This is a genomic window from Mycobacterium branderi, assembly GCF_010728725.1.
Classification (GTDB): domain Bacteria; phylum Actinomycetota; class Actinomycetes; order Mycobacteriales; family Mycobacteriaceae; genus Mycobacterium; species Mycobacterium branderi.
Genome location: NZ_AP022606.1, coordinates 4447024 through 4465473, shown reverse-complemented (window position 1 = coordinate 4465473; position 18450 = coordinate 4447024). Strand labels below are relative to the sequence as shown.

The 18450-nt window shown below is 68.7% G+C and carries 16 protein-coding genes and 1 pseudogene; 13 read left to right on the top strand and 4 right to left on the bottom strand.

Translation table 11 applies throughout. The features are described 5' to 3' along the window. The first annotated feature begins 13 nt into the window (after positions 1-13). Both G6N47_RS21535 and G6N47_RS21530 read left to right on the top strand, forming a co-directional pair. Positions 14-1945: a primosomal protein N' gene (locus G6N47_RS21535; RefSeq protein WP_083134454.1), complete on the top strand. Its 1932-nt coding sequence runs from the start codon at positions 14-16 to the stop codon at positions 1943-1945. 116 nt (positions 1946-2061) lie between these two features. Beyond that, positions 2062-3480 (top strand): cytochrome P450, encoded by a 1419-nt coding sequence (locus G6N47_RS21530; RefSeq protein ID WP_083134419.1) that lies wholly within the window; start codon positions 2062-2064, stop codon positions 3478-3480. A gap of 69 nt (positions 3481-3549) precedes the next feature. Here the strand turns inward: G6N47_RS21530 and G6N47_RS21525 are convergent, their stop codons facing one another. Continuing rightward, positions 3550-3900 carry a type II toxin-antitoxin system PemK/MazF family toxin gene (locus tag G6N47_RS21525; protein WP_083134420.1) on the bottom strand — a complete coding sequence of 117 codons (351 nt, stop codon included), beginning with the start codon at positions 3898-3900 and terminating at the stop codon, positions 3550-3552. Next, positions 3893-4129, bottom strand: a complete 237-nt coding sequence (locus G6N47_RS21520) for an antitoxin (protein WP_083134421.1) — start codon at positions 4127-4129, stop codon at positions 3893-3895. Before G6N47_RS21520 ends, G6N47_RS21525 begins: the two co-directional genes overlap by 8 nt. Positions 4130-4214: 85 nt before the next feature. On the opposite strand from G6N47_RS21520, the gene G6N47_RS21515 reads away from it, so the two are divergent. The 5 genes from G6N47_RS21515 to ribD all read left to right on the top strand — a co-directional run bounded on the left by G6N47_RS21515 (position 4215) and on the right by ribD (position 10219). After that, positions 4215-6167 (top strand): aconitate hydratase, encoded by a 1953-nt coding sequence (locus tag G6N47_RS21515; protein WP_083134422.1) that lies wholly within the window; start codon positions 4215-4217, stop codon positions 6165-6167. Between the two features lie 80 nt (positions 6168-6247). Beyond that, positions 6248-7174: a methionyl-tRNA formyltransferase gene (gene fmt / locus G6N47_RS21510; RefSeq protein ID WP_083134423.1), complete on the top strand. Its 927-nt coding sequence runs from the start codon at positions 6248-6250 to the stop codon at positions 7172-7174. After that, positions 7171-8517 carry an RsmB/NOP family class I SAM-dependent RNA methyltransferase gene (locus tag G6N47_RS21505; RefSeq protein WP_083134424.1) on the top strand — a complete coding sequence of 449 codons (1347 nt, stop codon included), beginning with the start codon at positions 7171-7173 and terminating at the stop codon, positions 8515-8517. The genes fmt and G6N47_RS21505 overlap by 4 nt, the downstream gene beginning before the upstream one ends. Before the next feature lie 5 nt (positions 8518-8522). Then, positions 8523-9203: a ribulose-phosphate 3-epimerase gene (gene rpe / locus G6N47_RS21500; RefSeq protein ID WP_083134425.1), complete on the top strand. Its 681-nt coding sequence runs from the start codon at positions 8523-8525 to the stop codon at positions 9201-9203. Continuing rightward, entirely contained in the window at positions 9200-10219 is a 1020-nt protein-coding gene (gene ribD / locus G6N47_RS21495) for a bifunctional diaminohydroxyphosphoribosylaminopyrimidine deaminase/5-amino-6-(5-phosphoribosylamino)uracil reductase RibD (protein ID WP_083134426.1), read from the top strand. Before rpe ends, ribD begins: the two co-directional genes overlap by 4 nt. Before the next feature lie 3 nt (positions 10220-10222). Here ribD and G6N47_RS21490 read toward each other — a convergent pair whose 3' ends face one another. Beyond that, entirely contained in the window at positions 10223-11755 is a 1533-nt protein-coding gene (locus G6N47_RS21490; protein ID WP_083134427.1) for an MFS transporter, read from the bottom strand. Between the two features lie 4 nt (positions 11756-11759). After that, positions 11760-12473 (bottom strand): annotated as a pseudogene (locus G6N47_RS21485) (LppX_LprAFG lipoprotein). Positions 12474-12543: 70 nt separating this feature from the next. Here G6N47_RS21485 and G6N47_RS21480 point away from each other — a divergent pair. The 6 genes from G6N47_RS21480 (at position 12544) to rapZ (ending at position 18431) form a co-directional block, all read left to right on the top strand. Beyond that, a complete protein-coding gene (locus G6N47_RS21480) occupies positions 12544-13143 on the top strand; it encodes a riboflavin synthase (protein WP_083134428.1) in 600 nt (199 codons plus the stop codon). A gap of 91 nt (positions 13144-13234) precedes the next feature. Continuing rightward, positions 13235-14512 carry a bifunctional 3,4-dihydroxy-2-butanone-4-phosphate synthase/GTP cyclohydrolase II gene (locus G6N47_RS21475; protein ID WP_083134429.1) on the top strand — a complete coding sequence of 426 codons (1278 nt, stop codon included), beginning with the start codon at positions 13235-13237 and terminating at the stop codon, positions 14510-14512. 93 nt (positions 14513-14605) lie between these two features. Then, entirely contained in the window at positions 14606-15088 is a 483-nt protein-coding gene (ribH, locus tag G6N47_RS21470) for a 6,7-dimethyl-8-ribityllumazine synthase (RefSeq protein ID WP_083134430.1), read from the top strand. Next, on the top strand, positions 15085-15546 hold the full coding sequence (locus G6N47_RS21465) for a PH domain-containing protein (protein ID WP_083134431.1): 462 nt from the start codon (positions 15085-15087) through the stop codon (positions 15544-15546). Before ribH ends, G6N47_RS21465 begins: the two co-directional genes overlap by 4 nt. 69 nt (positions 15547-15615) lie before the next feature. Further along, a complete protein-coding gene (uvrC, locus tag G6N47_RS21460) occupies positions 15616-17526 on the top strand; it encodes an excinuclease ABC subunit UvrC (protein WP_083134432.1) in 1911 nt (636 codons plus the stop codon). After that, positions 17523-18431: an RNase adapter RapZ gene (gene rapZ, locus G6N47_RS21455; RefSeq protein ID WP_083134433.1), complete on the top strand. Its 909-nt coding sequence runs from the start codon at positions 17523-17525 to the stop codon at positions 18429-18431. The genes uvrC and rapZ overlap by 4 nt, the downstream gene beginning before the upstream one ends. The last annotated feature ends 19 nt before the right edge of the window (positions 18432-18450 follow it).

The following is an 18450-nucleotide window of genomic DNA, read 5'->3' as shown; positions in this document are numbered from 1 at the left end:
CCGGGTGCTGCCGATGTTGTCGGTGCCGCACCTGGACCGCGAATTCGACTACCTGGTGGCCGCCGAACAATCCGACGACGCCCATCCCGGGGTGCGGGTGCGGGTCCGGTTCCACGGCCGGCTGGTCGACGGATTCGTGCTGGAACGCCGCACCGACACCGACCACGTCGGCAAGCTGGCCTGGCTCGACCGGGTGGTGTCACCCGAGCCGGTGCTCACCCCCGAGATCCACCGCCTGGTGGACGCGGTGGCCGCGCGCTACGCCGGTACCCGCGCCGACGTGCTGCGGCTGGCGATACCCGCCCGGCACGCCCGGGTGGAACGCGAAACCTCAACGGCGCCAAGCCAACCCGTCGTCGTACCGGTCGACCGCAGCCGTTGGGAGACCTACGGCCGTGGCGGTCAGTTCCTGACGGCGTTGGCCGAGTCGCGGGCGGCCCGCGCGGTCTGGCAGGCGCTGCCCGGCGACCCGTGGGCAGACCGCTTCGCCGAGGCCGCCGCGCAGACCGTGCTGACCGGGCGCGGTGTGCTGGCGATCGTGCCCGACCAGCGCGACGTCGACGCGCTATCAGACGCCGCGGCAACGCTGTTCGGCGAGGCCGCGGTGGTGGCGTTGTCGGCGGGGCTGGGGCCGGCCGCGCGTTATCGGCGCTGGCTCGCTGCCTTGCGCGGCAGCGCCCGGCTGGTCATCGGCACCCGCAGCGCAGTGTTCGCGCCGGTGACCGACCTGGGGCTGGTCATGGTGTGGGACGACGGCGACGACACGCTCGCCGAGCCGCGGGCCCCGTACCCACACGCCCGGGAAGTGGCGATGCTGCGCGCGCACCAGATGCGCTGCGCCGCCTTGATCGGCGGGTATGCCCGCACCGCCGAGGCGCAGGCGCTGGTGCGCAGCGGGTGGGCCCACGACGTCGTCGCGGCGCGTCAAGTGGTGCGTACCTGCACCCCGCGGGTCGTTGCGCTCGACGAGCGCGTCGACGAACGCGACCCCGCCGCCCGCAGCGCCCGGCTGCCGTCGGTGGCGTTGCGGGCCGCTCGCTCCGCGCTGGATGCCGCCACTCCGGTGCTGGTGCAGGTGCCGCGCCGCGGCTACGTGCCGTCGCTGGCCTGCGGCCGCTGCCGGGCGATCGCCCGGTGCCGGCATTGCACGGGGCCGCTGTCGCTGCCCGACGGCGCATCGGGTGCCGTCTGTCGCTGGTGCGGCCGGGTCGACGCGGCGCTGCGCTGTCCGCGCTGCGGGTCGGACGCGGTGCGCGCCGTCGTCGTCGGCGCCCGGCGCACCGCCGAGGAACTTGGCCGCGCGTTCCCGGGAACCACGGTGATCACGTCCGGCGGCGATGCGGTCGTGGCCGAGGTCGCCGATCGTCCGGCGTTGGTGGTGGCCACCCCGGGCGCCGAACCGCGGGCTTGCGGCGGCTACGGGGCGGCACTGCTGCTGGACAGCTGGGCGCTGCTGGGCCGGCAGGATCTGCGTGCCGCCGAGGACACGCTGCGACGCTGGATGGCCGCCGCGGCGCTGGTGCGGACCCGCGGCGACGGCGGGGTAGTGGCGGTAGTCGCCGAGTCGTCGATCCCGACCGTGCAAGCGCTGGTCCGCTGGGATCCGGTCGGGCACGCGGAGGCCGAGTTGACGGCCCGCGCCGAGGTCGGCCTGCCGCCCAGTGTGCACATGGCCGCGCTCGACGGTCCCGCCGATGCGGTGGCGGCGTTGCTGGAGCAGGCCGAGTTGCCCGACGGCGCCGACTTGCTCGGCCCGGTGGACCTGCCTGCGGGCGCGCGCCGGCCGGCCGGTGTCAGCGGCGACGTGATCCGGATGCTGGTTCGGGTGCCGCGCGAGCAGGGCCTGGCCCTGGCGGCGGCGTTGCGCCGCGCCACGGGTGTGCTCAGCGCCCACCAGGATCACGAGCCGGTCCGCGTGCAAATCGACCCGCTGCACATCGGCTAGGGCCGCTACGGCGAAACCCAGGATGCACACTCGGCTACCCGAACAGCCGAACAGGTAGTCCACTACGCATGTGCTCAGCGCGGGACGCTGACAACGTTGATTCGAGGTGAGCTGCCATGCTTGATGTGCTGGAATCGACCGACGTTGCCAAATTGCCGCTGGCGCCGAAGAATCCACTGCCTTACCTGCGCCAGCTCGGGGCCGTGCGGTCTCTCGTCGACGGTTTCCAGGAACTCATCGATGCCGGCGGTCCGGTCACTCGTATCGTGCTCGCACCCAAATGGCTTTTTCCGACGGCGGTGTTGATCGCCTCACCGCAGGGCGCGCGCGACGTGCTGGGTCGCACCGACGAAATCGCCGACCGAGGCGGGACGACGACCATGCTCCAGTTGCAGCGGCTGATGGGCGGCAACCTGCTGAATCTGTCGCACCGCCAATGGTTACCGCGGCGCCGCACCCTGCAGCCGATGTTCACCAAACAGCGCGTCCCGCGCTACGCCGGCCACATGGCGGCGGCGGCGCAGACGGTGGTCGACGGCTGGCGCGACGGCGCGACCGTAGACCTGGACACCGAATGCCGCGCGCTTACCCTGCGGGCGCTTGGGCATTCGGTGCTCGGACTGGACCTCGATGCCAGGGCAGACATCATCGGGCCGGCATTGCGCACGGCGCTCACGTGGGTCGCCGACCGTGCGACCCGCCCGGTGAATCTGCCGCAATGGCTGCCAACCCGCGGCCAGCAGCGAGCCCGCAGCGCTAACGCGGCTCTGCATCGGCTCGCCGCCGACATCCTCGCCGCGGTACGAGCCGACTCCGCGCTAGACGCGCCGCTGGTGCGTGCATTGATCGCTGCAACCGATCCGCTTACGGGCCAACCACTCTCGGATGACGACATCTGCCACGAGCTGGTGCTGTTCATGCTCGCCGGTCACGACACCACGTCGACCACGCTCACGTACTCGCTGTGGGCGCTCGGCCGCCATCCGAACATCCAACAGCGGGTGTTCGACGAGGTGAGTGCACTCGGCGACCGGCGGCTGACACCCGACGACGTGCCCCACCTTGGCCACACCGTGCGGGTGCTGCACGAAGCTTTGCGGCTATGCCCGCCCGGCGCCGGAACGCCGCGCCTGCTCAAAACGGAATTGGTGGTCGACGGCTACCGCTTGGAGGCCGGCACCATGGCGGTGGTCAGCTTCTACGCCATGCACCGAGACCCCAAACTATGGGACGACCCGTTGAGGTTTGACCCGGATCGGTTCCTGCCGGAGCGCTCAAAGGGTCGCAGCCGCTGGCAGTATCTGCCGTTCGGCGGCGGACCCCGGTCGTGCATCGGCGACCACTTCGCGATGATGGAAGCCACGCTCGCGTTGGCCACCATCGTCCGCGCCGCCCGCATTGAGTCGCTCAAGGACGACTTCCCGTTGGCCACACCGTTCACCGTCGCCGCCGAGCCGATCGTTGCTCGTGTTCATGCGCGGGCCTCAACTCCAGCCGGGTTCCGGAGCCATGATTCACGTATCGCGCAAACCTAGACCTTGGAAGGTCTTTACAGCGCGGCGTTAAGCGTGGCTGAACTACTGGGGGATCAACCGAGTTGGCCTCTAGGCGATTTGGATGCCCAGAATCAATGCGAGGCCGCGTTCGATCTGGTCCATCGTGTCGGGCGCCACGGTGCCCAGTCTCTCCAGTAGGCGCGTGCGAGCGACGGCGCGGATGCCGCGGCAGACGGCGACGCTTTTAGTGTCCACGCCTTCGCTGGGTGAGATGTGCGGCCGCAACGGGTTGTGGGTCACTGAGCTCGACACCGGTACCACGACGATGAGTTCGTCTTCGATGCCGGTGAGTATGTCGTCAACGGAGACGACGACGGCGGGGCGGTGTTTGCCGGGTTCGCCGGCGCGGGCGGCGCCCAGGGCGACGAGCCAAAGGTCGCCGCGTTGCGGGTCAGGCAAGGCCGTCGCCCACCGTGGTGTCCCAATCGCGGTTCTCATCGCGTACGGCTTGCAGCGCCGCCTCAGCGCGGGTGGCATCCCGCTCGGCGCGGAAGATCGCCTCGCGTTCGGCGCGGGCAGCCAGCTCCGTTAGCAGCGCAGCGATAGAGACACCTCGCTCGCGGGCCTGGGCGGCTAGCTTGTCACGAGTCTGGACCGGAACCCTGATAGTAGTCGTTGGAGTAGACATGATCAGTAGTCTACTTGGTAGACCTCATCTAGCGTCACGAACCTGCCGGGGCGTGGCTGCCGCCCTATCGGGGTAAGCAGAGGCTATGCCCCTCAACGTCACCCAAAAGTTGATCGAGTCGCATTTGGAATCCGGTGAGATGACGCCGGGCGAAGAGGTCGCCATCCATATCGACCAGACGCTGACGCAGGACGCGACGGGCACGCTGGTGATGCAGGAACTCGAGGCGCTCGGACTCGATCGCGCCCGCACCGAAGTCAGCGTGCAGTACGTCGACCACAACCTGCTGCAGACCGACGAGAAGAACGCCGAGGACCACGAGTATCTGCGCACCGCCGCACAGCGATTCGGGCTGTGGTTCTCCAAGCCCGGCAACGGTGTATCCCATCCCACCCACATGCAGCGGTTCGGCATTCCCGGCAAGACGATGGTGGGGTCGGACTCACACACGCCGGCCGCCGGTTCGCTGGGCATGCTGGCGATCGGCGTCGGCGGCCTGGAGGTGGCGCTGGCCATCACGGGCCGTCCGCTGCACATCCGCATGCCCGAGGTGTGGGGTGTGCGCCTGGAAGGCGAACTGCCGCAATGGTGCTCGGCCAAAGACGTGATTCTGGAGATGCTGCGCCGCCACGACGTCAAGGGCGGAGTGAACCGCATCATCGAGTATTACGGGCCGGGGCTGCAAACCCTGACGGCGATGGACCGGCATGTGATCGCCAACATGGGCGCCGAACTAGGCGCCACCACAACGGTTTTCCCCAGCGACGGCGCCGTGCGCGACTTTCTGCGGGCCGAGGACCGCGAAGACGACTGGGTAGAGCTGCTCGCCGACGACGGCGCCGAATACGACGTCGAGGACATCATCGACCTGTCGCAGCTCGAGCCGCTGATCGCCAAGCCGTCGTCGCCGGGCAACGTGGTGCCGGTCCGCGAGGTCGCCGGTGAGGAAGTCGCCCAGGTGGTGATCGGATCCAGCGCCAATCCCGGATTGCGCGACTTCGCGATCGCCGCCGCGATCGTCGCAGGCCGGCAGACCGCGCCGCAGGTCAGCTTCGACATCAACCCCACTTCGCGGCAGATCCTGGCCGACCTGACCAAGATGGGCGGGACCACCGAGCTTGTCATGGCGGGCGCGCGGATCCACCAGAGCGGATGTATGGGCTGCATCGGGATGGGTCAGGCCCCGGCCGTCGGGCACAATTCGTTGCGCACCATGCCGCGCAACTTCCCCGGCCGGTCGGGCACCAAAGAGGACTCGGTGTGGTTGTGCTCGCCGGAAACCGCTGCCGCGTCGGCGCTGACGGGGGTGATCACCGATCCTTGCGAGTGGGCACGCGAGCAGAACGTGGAGTATCCGAAACTCAAGCTGCCCGACAAGAGTTCGGTCAACACCGCAATGCTGGTGCCGCCGTTACCGGAAAAGGAGGCGAAGAAGGTCGAGCCCGTCAAAGGCCCCAACGTTTCCGACCTTCCGGAGCTCGATCCGCTGCCCGACGAGATCGAGGCGCCGGTCCTGCTCAAGGTGGAGGACAACATCTCCACCGACGAGATCTCACCCGCCGGTGCGCGGGCGCTGCCGTTGCGCTCCAACATCCCGAAGCTGGCAGAGTTCAGCTTCACCCAGATCGACGAGTCGTACCCCGAACGCGCGCAGCAGGCCGGCGAGGCCGGTCACATCATCGTCGGCGGCGAGAACTACGGCCAGGGCTCCTCGCGCGAGCATGCGGCGATCGCGCCGCGGTACCTGGGGCTAAGAGTGGTGATCGCCAAGTCGTTCGCGCGCATCCACTGGCAGAACCTCGCGAACTTCGGGGTGCTGGCGCTCGAGTTCGACAACCCCGACGACTACGACAGCATCGACCAGGAGGACGTGCTGCGCCTGCAGAATCTGCGCGATGCTCTCGCAAAAGAGGACACCCTGAAAGTCGACAACCTCACCAAGGACACGTCTTTCACTGTGCGGCACCGCCTTTCGCCGCGGCAGGTCAAGGACGTGCTAGCCGGTGGACTGATCGCACGGCTGGCCGCCGAGACTTAAATCACTACCAACGTGATCGGCGTGTCGTCGCAACCGTTTAAGTGTCGCGGCGCCGGAACCGGCCTTAATACACTGGCCCGGTGCGTCTCGTCTTCGCCGGCACCCCCGAACCCGCGCTGCCCGCGCTGCGCCGGCTCATCGCCTCGCCGCGCCACGAGGTCGTCGCGGTGCTCACCCGGCCCGACGCCGCCTCCGGCCGGCGCGGCCACCATCAGCCGTCGCCGGTGGCCCGCCTCGCGCTCGACGAAGGCATCCCGCTGCTACGTCCGCCCCGGCCCAACACCGCCGAGTTCGTCGCCGAACTGTCGGCGCTGGCGCCCGACTGCTGCCCCGTGGTGGCCTACGGCGCGCTGCTGCGCGACGAGCTGCTCGCCGTGCCGCCGCACGGCTGGATCAACCTGCATTTCTCGCTGCTGCCCGCGTGGCGCGGCGCCGCCCCCGTGCAGGCCGCGATCGCCGCCGGCGACACGGTCACCGGCGCAACCACTTTCCGCATCGAGCCGAGCCTGGATTCCGGCCCCGTCTACGGCGTCGTCACCGAAACGATCCAGCCCACCGACACCGCCGGCGATCTGCTTGAGCGCCTTGCGGTTTCGGGTGCGGCGCTTCTGGAGACCACGCTCGACGGCATCGCCGACGGCGCGCTGACGCCGGTGCCGCAGCCGGCCGACGGGGTCAGCTTCGCGCCCAAGGTCACCGTCGACGACGCCCGGGTGCGCTGGGACCTGCCGGCCCACGTCGTGGAGCGGCGCATCCGTGCCGTCACCCCGCATCCCGGCGCCTGGACGATGATCGGCGACCTACGAATCAAGCTCGGGCCGGTACAAATCGGCATGTCAAACTCCTTGCAGCCGGGCGAGATTCAGATCGATCGTCACAATGTGCGGATCGGCACCGGCTCACAACCGGTTCAGCTCGGCGAAATCCAGCCGCCCGGAAAGAAATTCATGAACGCCGTCGACTGGGCGCGCGGCGCCCGCCTGGCCGCCGGGGTGCGGGCGACATGAAACGCATACGTCGGCCCTTGGACCCGGCACGCCAAGCCGCCTTCGACGTGTTGCGTGCCGTCAGCGAACGCGACGCCTACCCGAACCTGGCGCTGCCCGCGCTGCTGCGCGAACGCCACATCACCGGGCGCGACGCCGCCTTCGCCACCGAGCTCACCTACGGCACATGCCGTACTCGCGGCCTGCTCGACGCGGTCATCGGTGCGGCCGCCGGACGAAAACCGGAGGCCATCGACCCGGTGCTGCTCGACTTGCTGCGACTCGGCACCTACCAACTACTGCGCACCCGCGTCGAAACACACGCCGCAGTATCCACCACCGTCGAGCAAGCCGGAATCGAATTCGATTCCGCGCGTGCAGGTTTCGTCAACGGCGTGCTGCGCACCATCAGCGGACGCGACGAAAAGGCCTGGGTCGACGAGCTGGCTCCAGACCCGGCGGCCGACCCGGTCGGGCACGCCGCATTCGTGCACGCCCATCCGCGCTGGATCGCCCAGGCCTTCGCCGACGCGCTCGGGGCGGCTGCCGGCGAGCTGGACGCCGTGCTGGCCAGCGACGACGAACGCCCGCAGGTTCACCTGGCCGCGCGTCCGGGGGCGCTGACCGCCGAGGACTTGGCCGAGGCTGTGCACGGCACGGTCGGACGCTATTCGCCGTACGCGGTGTACCTGCCGGCCGGTGACCCGGGGGAGTTGCCCGCAGTGCGTGACGGCCGGGCCCTGGTTCAGGACGAAGGCAGCCAGCTGGTCGCCCGCGCGCTGACGCTGGCACCGGTCGACGGCGACACCGGCCGCTGGCTGGACCTGTGCGCCGGCCCGGGCGGCAAGACCGCGCTGCTGGCGGCGTTGGGGAACGGGGCCACGGTCACCGCGGTGGAACCGGCCGCGCACCGTGCCGACCTGGTAGAGCAGAACACCCGCGGCCTGCCGGTCGAGGTGCTGCGCGCCGACGGACGCGACACGGGGCTGGAGCCCAGCTTCGACCGGGTACTGGTCGACGTGCCGTGCACCGGTTTAGGCGCGTTGCGTCGTCGCCCCGAAGCCCGCTGGCGGCGTCAGCCCGCCGACATCCCGGTGCTCACAAAGCTGCAGCGCGAACTGCTCGGAGCGGCGATAAGCCTCACCCGCCCCGGCGGTGTGGTGCTTTACGCCACCTGCTCGCCGCACCTGGCCGAGACCGTCGGCGTCGTCGCCGACGCGCTGCGCCGCCACCCGGTATCCGCCTTGGACACCCGGCCGCTGTTCGAGCCCGCCGGCGATCTCGGCGACGGTCCGTACGTGCAGCTGTGGCCCCACCGGCACGGCACCGACGCCATGTTCGCCGCGGCGCTACAAGTAGGCTGACCACCATGAATCGACCTCTGATCGCACCGTCGATCCTGGCCGCCGATTTCGCCCGGCTGGCCGACGAGGCCGCCGCCGTCGACGGCGCCGACTGGCTGCACGTCGACGTCATGGACGCGCATTTCGTGCCGAATCTGACCATCGGTCTGCCCGTGGTGGAAAGCCTGCTCAAGCACACCGACATCCCGATGGACTGTCATCTGATGATCGAGGACCCGGACCGGTGGGCCCCGCCGTACGCCGAGGCCGGCGCCTACAACGTCACCTTCCACGCCGAGGCCACCGACAACCCCGTCGGCGTGGCCCGCGACATCCGGGCCGCCGGCGCCAAGGCCGGCCTGTCGATCAAGCCCGGGACTCCGCTAGACCCGTATCTGGAGATACTCAAGGACTTCGACACGTTTCTGGTCATGTCGGTCGAGCCCGGGTTCGGCGGCCAGGAGTTCATCCCCGAGGTGTTGAACAAGGTCCGCACGGTGCGCAAAATGGTCGACTCCGGCGAGCTGACCATCCTGGTCGAGATCGACGGCGGCATCAACGCCGACACCATCGAGCAGGCCGCCGAGGCCGGTGTCGACTGCTTTGTCGCCGGATCGGCCGTCTACAACGCGGATGACCCCGAAGCCGCCGTCGAGGCGCTGCGGCGACGGGCCAGTGCGGCATCACCGCACCTGCGCCTCCGATGAGCGCCCAGGCGGCCATCAGCCACGACGCCGCCATGCGCCTCGCCGTCGAGCACGCCGACTTAGTCAAAGGCGCAACGTACCCGAATCCGCCTGTCGGAGCGGTCATTTTGGATCGCGACGGCCGGGTCGTCGGCGTGGGCGGTACCGGACCGGCCGGCAGCGCGCACGCCGAAGTAGTGGCGCTGCGTCGAGCGGGCAATCTGGCCGCCGGTGGCACCGCCGTCGTCACCCTGGAGCCGTGCAACCATCACGGCAAGACCCCGCCGTGCGTCGACGCCCTGCTCGACGCCGGCATCGCGACCGTGGTCTATGCCGTCGCCGATCCCAACCCGCTGGCCGCCGGCGGTGCGGCCAGGCTGGCGGCGGCCGGTGTGCGTGTCGTGTGCGATGTGGAGCCCGAACTGGTAGCCGCCGGACCGCTGCGCGAGTGGCTGCACAAGCAGCGCACCGGCCTGCCCCATGTGACCTGGAAGTACGCCACCAGCATCGACGGGCGCAGCGCGGCCGCCGACGGCTCGAGTCAGTGGATCACCAGCGAGGCGGCGCGGGCCGACCTGCACCGCCGTCGCGCCGCCGCCGACGCCATCGTGGTGGGCACCGGCACTGTGCTCGCCGACGACCCGACTTTGACCGCGCGGCTGGCCGACGGCACGCTCGCAGATCGACAGCCGCTGCGGGTGGTGGTCGGAAAGCGTGAAATCCCTTCGGAAGCAAAGGTTCTCAACGATGACTCGCGCACCATGGTGATCCGCACCCACGACCCGGCGGAAGTGCTCAAGGCGCTGTCGGATCGCACGGACGTCCTGCTCGAGGGCGGCCCGACGTTGGCCGGGGCATTTCTGCGGGCCGGGGCCATCGACCGCATCCTGGCCTACGTCGCGCCGATCCTGCTGGGCGGGCCGATCACCGCGGTCGACGACGTCGGGGTGCCCAGCATCGCGCGGGCGCTGCGGTGGCGCTTCGACGGGGTCGAGCGCGTCGGGCCGGATTTACTGCTCAGCCTGGTGCCCCGGTAGCGCTTACGCGTCGACGGCCTCGTGCTCCGGCAGCTCGGGCTCCTCGGCGTGAACACTGCGGCTGGACAGCAACAGCCCAAGCAGCGCACCGACCACGCACACGAATGCGGTGGCCGTGAAGATCCCGCCGTACATCTCCGCGAACGATTCCCGATAAAGCACTGACTGACGCGCGATCCGTTCCACGAGGCTGGCGTTGGCCGGGACCTGCGCGGACTTGGTCGCGACGATCTCGTTGAACCGGTAGAACCCCCAGGCGCTGAGCGCCGCCACCCCGATCAGCATGCCGGTCATCCGGGCCACCACCACCAGGGCGGCCGCGATGCCGTGCTGGGCCGACGGGACTACCCGCAAGCTGGCCGATGAGAGCGGTCCGATCACCAGGCCCAGCCCGATCCCGGCGATCGCCAGATCGGTGTCCAGCGCCGGCAGCGAGAACAAGCCGAAGATGTTGTGCCGGTCGGTCAGCAGGTCGAGCCGCCAGTGCGAGATCAGCAAATAACCGCCGGCCGCGATGAGTAGCCCGATGAACGTCATCGCCCGGTCGCCGATCTTGGTCGCGATCCACCCACCGACCACCGCGCCGATGGGCAATGCGGCGAAGAACCACAGCAGCATGATCGCCGCCTGGTCCTGGTCCTTGCCGAGCACGCCCTGGGCGAACAGCTCCACGTCGACCAGCGTCACCATCAGCGCGGCGCCGGCCGCTCCCGACGCGCCCAGCGCGGCTAGAAATGGCCGGAAGTGCACGCCGGCCGGCTCGATCAGTCTGGTGCGCGCGAAACGTTCCCACACCGCGAACACCGCCGCGGCGATGATTGCCCCGATCACCAGCGGCCAGCCGTAGCTGGGCAGCGCGTCGTGGCCGTTGGGGTTCGGGTTGTAGAGCCCAATCACGGCCAGGCCCAACGTGATTGCCAGCAGCACTCCACCGACCAGGTCGATCTTCTCCGGCTCGGCGGTGCGGTTCCGCGACGGCAGGCTGAAGTGGATCATCACCATCGCGACCGCGGCCAGCGGCACGTTGATCCAGAACACGTCCTGCCAGCGGCTGGTCAGCCAGACGATGAAGATCCCGTACAGCGGGCCCAGCACGCTGCCGAGTTCCTGGGATGCACCGATACCGCCGAGAACCCCGGCCCGGTTGCGCTGCGACCACAGGTCGGCGCCGAGGGCCAGCGTGATCGGCAGCAGCGCTCCCGCGGCCAGACCCTGGATGGTGCGTCCGACCACCAACATATGCAGATTGCCGGACAGTGCGGTGACCACCGAGCCGACCGCGAACGCGGCCAGGCTGGCTTGCAGCATGAGTTTGCGGCCGAACCGGTCCGAGGCGCGCCCCAGCAGCGGCATCGCGGCGATGTAGCCGAGCAGGTACCAGGTGATGATCGGGGTGATCCGCTGCAGCTGGTTAACCGGGATGCCGACCGTGCTGATGATGTCGCGCATGATCGTGACGACGACATACGTGTCCAACGCGCCGAGCAGCACGGCGAGGCTGCCGGCGCTGATCGCAATTCTGCGTCCAGCCTGCATGAACTCAGCTCACCTGCGGTTTCGTGACCTGGACTTGCTCACCCCAGTTGGACAGCGTCATCTGGATGGTGTTGCCCGAGCTCGGCTCCATTTTCGCCTGCACCAGCTGGTGATCGCCGTTCTCCTGAATTCAGACCGTGGCCGGCAGAGGTTGGGTCGCATTCACCGACGGCGCAAGGCGGTTCAGCGCGTCGGGGGCGACCTTTCCGGAGATGCGGACGGTGTTTTGACCGGCGACGGTCTCGCGGCCTTCGGCCTTGGCGTCGGTGAAATTGGCCAGCACGTTTCCCAGGCCATTGTCGGGATTCAGGATGGTGGAAACGTCGTAGATGTCGGCGGCCGGGCCGAGGTCCGTCCATACGTTCGGGGTGAGCGTCGCGTACAAGTTCGAGTCGTACACCACGAAGTCGGCGTCGATGTCAGACCCGCCCACGACGACCTTGGCGTTGCCCTTGGCGGCCGTGCTGGGTGCGGTGGTCAGATCACCGGTAAGCGTTTTGATGGGCAGCCCCTTCACCTTTCCGGTCGTCGACAGCACAACATGCACGCTGCGGACGTTCTTGGTGGTCTGGCTGGACTGCTTGACCAGCGTGCCCGCATCCGGCAGCGGGCTGCTGTTCTTTTTGGACGCCGACGAACAGCCAGCGACCAGGGCGGTGGCGAAGCTGAGGGCGGCAAGGACGGCGATGAGGCGGCTACTTTTCCGCGGCGTCTGCATACGTTGCATCGTAGAGGGTGCCCGCAGCGGCGGCGTCGCGCGCGGAAGCGTGAGTCACTAATCTGAGGCGGTGTTCACCGGGATCGTCGAAGAATTGGGTGAAGTCGTCGACAAGGATGACCTGGGCGATTCCGCGCGGCTCACCATCCGCGGCCCGGTCGTGACCGCCGATGCCGGCCACGGCGATTCGATCGCCGTCAACGGGGTGTGCCTGACCGTGGTCGAGGTGCTTCCCGGCGGCCAGTTCACCGCCGATGTGATGGGCGAGACACTCGACCGGTCCAGCCTGGGTCGGCTGAGGGTCGGCAGTCCGGTCAACCTGGAGCGCGCCGCGGCCCTGGGCAGCCGGCTGGGCGGACACATCGTGCAGGGCCACGTCGACGGCACGGGGCAGATCCTGGCGCGCACCCCGGCCGAACACTGGGAGGTGGTGCGGATCTCGCTGCCCGCCGCGCTGGCCCGCTACGTCGTGGAAAAGGGCTCTATCACCGTCGATGGCATCTCGCTGACCGTCTCCGGGCTGGGGGAGGACTGGTTTGAGGTCTCGCTGATCCCGACCACTCGGGAGCTGACCACGCTGGGCAGTGCCCCAGTGGGCACACCGGTGAATCTCGAGGTCGACGTCGTCGCCAAGTATGTCGAACGGCTGGTTTTACGTCCCGCTGATTAGGCCACCGCAATATCGGCGCCATCCTCGTGGTTCATACTGAATGCAACGCATGAGCCCTGCGACGGGGCTCGTCCGAGACTAGGTGGCACAGATGACGCGGTTGGACTCCGTCGAGCGGGCGGTTGCCGACATCGCGGCGGGCAAGGCCGTGGTCGTCATCGACGATGAGAACCGCGAGAACGAGGGCGACCTGATCTTCGCCGCCGAAATGGCGACCCCCGAATTGGTGGCCTTCATGGTGCGCTACACCTCCGGGTACCTGTGCGTCCCGCTCGACGGCGCCATCTGCGACCGGCTGGGCCTGTTGCCGATGTACGCGGTCAACCAGGACAAGCACGGCACCGCCTACACGGTCACCGTCGATGCGAAAAACGGTGTGGGAACCGGGATTTCTGCTTCCGACCGCGCCACCACGATGCGGCTGCTGGCCGACCCGTCCAGCGTTGCCGACGATTTCACCCGGCCGGGCCACGTTGTCCCGTTGCGCGCCAAGGACGGTGGCGTGTTGCGCCGCACCGGCCACACCGAAGCTGCGGTCGACCTTGCGCGCCTGGCGGGCCTGCAGCCGGCGGGGGCGATCTGCGAGATCGTCAGCCAAAAAGACGAAGGTGCGATGGCGCAGACCGACGAGCTGCGGGTCTTCGCCGACGAGCACGACCTGGCGATGATCGCGATCGCCGACCTGATCGAGTACCGGCGCAAGCACGAGAAGCACATCGAGCGCGTCGCCGAGGCCCGGATCCCGACCCGGCACGGGGAGTTTCGCGCAGTCGGCTATACGAGCATCTACGAAGACGTCGAACACGTGGCGCTGGTGCGCGGTGAGATCGCCGGGCCCAACTACGACGGCCACGACGTGCTGGTCCGCGTGCACTCGGAGTGCTTGACGGGTGACGTGTTCGGTTCGCGCCGCTGCGACTGCGGCCCGCAACTCGATGCGGCGATGGCGATGGTCGCCCGCGAGGGCCGCGGGGTGGTGCTGTACATGCGCGGACATGAGGGCCGCGGCATAGGCCTGATGCACAAACTGCAGGCCTATCAGCTGCAAGACGCCGGCGCCGACACCGTCGACGCCAACCTCAAGCTCGGATTGCCCGCCGACGCACGCGATTACGGCATTGGCGCGCAGATCCTCGTCGACCTCGGGGTCCGCTCGATGCGGCTGCTGACGAACAACCCGGCCAAGCGGGTCGGGCTCGACGGTTATGGGCTGCACATCATCGAGCGGGTGCCGTTGCCGGTGCGGGCCAACGCCGAGAACATCCGCTACCTGATGACCAAGCGCGACAGGATGGGCCACGACCTGATCGGTCTGGACGACTATCACGAATCCGCCCACTTGCCAGGCGAATTCGGCGGGGCCCTATGAGCCGCGGCGGGGCTCTGTGAGTCGCGCCGGCGACAAATTGGCACGCAGCGATGAGGTGGGGGCACCTCCCGCTTGCGGGGGAGAGCGGCGCCAGTGAGCCCAGCCGCCGGTGTGCCGGACATGCCGGCACTCGACGCATCCGGAGTGAAGCTGGCGATCGTGGCCAGCACGTGGCACACCACGATCTGTGACGCGCTGTTAGGCGGCGCGCGCAAGACGGCCGCCGAGTGGGGTGTGGACGACCCGACAGTGGTGCGGGTGCTCGGCGCCATCGAGATCCCGGTGGTGGCACAGGCATTGGCGCGTGAGCACGACGCCGTCGTCGCACTGGGTGTGGTGATCCGCGGCCAGACACCGCATTTCGACTACGTCTGTGACGCCGTGACTCAGGGCCTGACCCGGGTGTCGCTGGACGCGTCCACACCGGTCGCCAACGGGGTGCTGACCACCAACACCGAGCAGCAGGCACTGGACCGGGCCGGACTGCCGGAATCAGCCGAGGACAAGGGCGCTCAGGCGACGGCGGCGGCGCTGAGCACCGCGCTGACCCTGCGCGATCTGCGCGCAAGGCCGTGACCGCCAACCCGGACTGGGACGCCGAGGTGCGTCCGCACCTGACACCGTATTTCGCCTACACCGCGGCGTTCGTGATCGCCGCGGCGCACATCGCGGTGGGCCTGATGCTCAAGATCCGCTCCAGCGGGGTGATCTTCCAGACCGCCGACCAGGTCGCGATGGCGGTGCTGGGCCTTGTCCTTGCGGGTTTAGTGCTGTTGTTCGCCCGGCCGCGGCTGCGGGTCGGGCCCGCCGGACTGTCGGTGCGCAACCTGCTCGGCTACCGGATGGTGCCGTGGTCGGAGGTGGTGGGCGTGTCGTTTCCGGCCGGTGCTCGCTGGGCGCGCATCGACCTGCCCGACGACGAGTACATTCCGCTGATGGCGATCCAGGCCGTCGACAAGGACCGCGCGGTGGACGCCATGGAAACCGTGCGGACACTGATGGCGCGCTACCAATCCCCGCACGAGCAGACGTAGAGTCGCATCCGCGGCGCCGCGCCAATGCGATTCTGCGTCTTGTCGCGGCGGCAGACTAGCCTAGAAACCGTGCCTGACCCCGCCACGTATCGGCCCGCGCCCGGGTCCATCCCGGTCGAACCGGGCGTCTACCGATTCCGGGACCAGCACGGCCGCGTCATCTACGTCGGCAAAGCCAAGAGCCTGCGCAGCCGGCTGACGTCATACTTCGCCGACGTCGCCAGCCTGCACCCGCGCACCCGCCAGATGGTGACCACCGCCGCGAAAGTCGAGTGGACGGTGGTCAACACCGAAGTCGAGGCGCTGCAGCTGGAATACAACTGGATCAAGGAGTTCGACCCGCGGTTCAACGTCCGCTACCGCGACGACAAGTCCTATCCGGTGCTGGCCGTCACCCTCAACGAGGAATTCCCGCGGCTGATGGTCTATCGCGGCCCGCGGCGCAAGGGCGTGCGTTATTTCGGGCCCTATTCGCATGCCTGGGCCATCCGGGAAACTCTGGACCTGCTCACCCGGGTGTTCCCGGCACGCACCTGCTCGGCCGGAGTGTTCAAGCGGCACAAGCAAATCGACCGGCCATGCCTGCTCGGCTACATCGACAAGTGCTCGGCGCCGTGCATCGGGCGGGTCAGCGCCGAGCAGCACCGCCAGATCGTGCTGGACTTCTGCGATTTCCTGTCCGGCAAGACCGACCGGTACGCGCGCAGCCTGGAACAGCAGATGAACACCGCCGCCGAGCATCTGGACTTCGAACGCGCCGCCCGGCTGCGCGACGACTTGTCGGCGTTGAAGCGCGCCCTGGAGAAGCAGGCCGTTGTGCTGGGCGACGGCACCGACGCCGACGTGGTGGCATTCGCCGACGACGAGCTGGAGGCGGCGGTGCAGGTGTTCCACGTCCGTGGCGGGCGTGTTCGCGGCCAGCGCGGCTGGATCGTCGAAAAGCCCGGTGACCCCGGCGATTCCGGCGAGGCGCGGCTGGTCGAGCAGTTCCTGACCCAGTTCTACGCGGAGCAGGCCGAACTCGACGGCGCTGCCGACGAATCCACCAACCCGGTGCCGCGAGAGGTGCTGGTGCCGTGCCTGCCGCCGAACTCCGACGAGCTGGCCAGCTGGCTGTCTGAGTTGCGCGGTTCGCGGGTGGCGCTGCGGGTCCCGCGGCGCGGCGACAAGCGCGCGCTGGCCGAGACTGTGCAGCGCAACGCCAAAGAAGCGCTGCAGCAACATAAATTGAAGCGGGCGGGCGACTTCACCGCCAGATCTGCTGCGCTGCAGAACATTCAGGAATCGCTCGGCTTGGCCGAGGCGCCGCTTCGCATAGAATGCGTCGACATCAGCCACGTGCAGGGCACCGACGTGGTGGGTTCGCTGGTGGTATTCGAAGACGGCCTGCCGCGCAAGTCGGACTATCGTCATTTCGCGATCCGGGAAGCCGCAGGGCAGGGCCGCTCCGACGACGTCGCCTCGATCGCCGAGGTGACGCGTCGCCGCTTCGCCCGCCACCTTCAGGAGTCGAATACCCTTGCGCCGGAAGGGAAGTCACGTAAGTTCGCCTACCCGCCGAATCTGTACGTCGTCGACGGCGGTGCGCCGCAGGTCAACGCGGCCAGTAAAGTGCTCGACGAGCTCGGCATCACCGATGTCGCGGTGATCGGGCTGGCCAAGCGGCTGGAGGAGGTGTGGGTGCCCAGTGAGCCGGACCCGATCATCCTGCCCCGCAACAGCGAAGGCCTCTATCTGCTGCAGCGCATCCGGGACGAGGCGCACCGGTTCGCCATCAGCTATCACCGCAGCAAGCGGTCCAAACGGATGACGGCTTCCGCGCTGGACGCGGTGCCGGGGCTCGGTGAGCACCGGCGCAAGGCGCTGGTCACTCATTTCGGGTCGGTGGCGCGGCTGCGGGAGGCCACGGTCGAGGAGATCACCGCTGTGCCCGGCATCGGCGTGGCGACGGCGACGGCGGTACTCGAGGCCCTACGATGACCAGCCGCAGCCAAGCCGAAAACTCTTCGAGCTCAACCGAATCCGGCATAGACGTGGTGCTGGTGACGGGGTTGTCCGGGGCTGGGCGCGGTACCGCGGCCAAGGTGCTCGAGGACCTCGGCTGGTATGTCGCCGACAACCTGCCGCCGCAGCTGATCAGCCGGATGGTGGACTTCGGTCTGGCGGCGGGCTCGCGAATCACCCAGCTGGCGGTGGTGATGGACGTGCGCTCGCGCGGGTTCACCGGTGATTTGGACTGGGTCCGCAACGACTTGGCCACTCGCAACATCACCCCCCGGGTGCTGTTCATGGAGGCCTCCGACGACATGCTGGTGCGCCGCTACGAGCAGAATCGCCGCAGCCACCCGCTGCAGGGCGAGCAGACACTGGCCGAAGGTATCGCCGCGGAACGGGAGATGCTGGCGCCGGTCCGCGCCACGGCGGACCTGATCATCGACACGTCCACGCTGTCGGTGCGGGGCCTGCGGGAGAGCATCGAACGCGCCTTCGGCGGCGAGACCGTCGCGCATACCAGCGTCACCGTCGAATCGTTCGGCTACAAATACGGCCTGCCGATGGACGCCGACATGGTGATGGACGTGCGATTCCTGCCCAACCCGCACTGGGTCGACGAACTGCGGCCGCATACCGGCCAACATCCGCTGGTTCGTGACTACGTGCTCGGCCAGAGCGGCGCGGCAGAGTTCCTCGACACCTACCATCGATTGCTGTCCCTGGTTGTCGACGGCTATCGCAGGGAGGGGAAGCGCTATATGACCGTCGCCATCGGTTGCACCGGCGGCAAGCATCGCAGTGTGGCCATCGCCGAAGCGCTGGCGCGCTTGCTGGAGCCCGATAAGCAACTGTCGGTGCGGGTGCTGCACCGGGATCTGGGCCGCGAATGAGTCCGCGACGGCGACGATG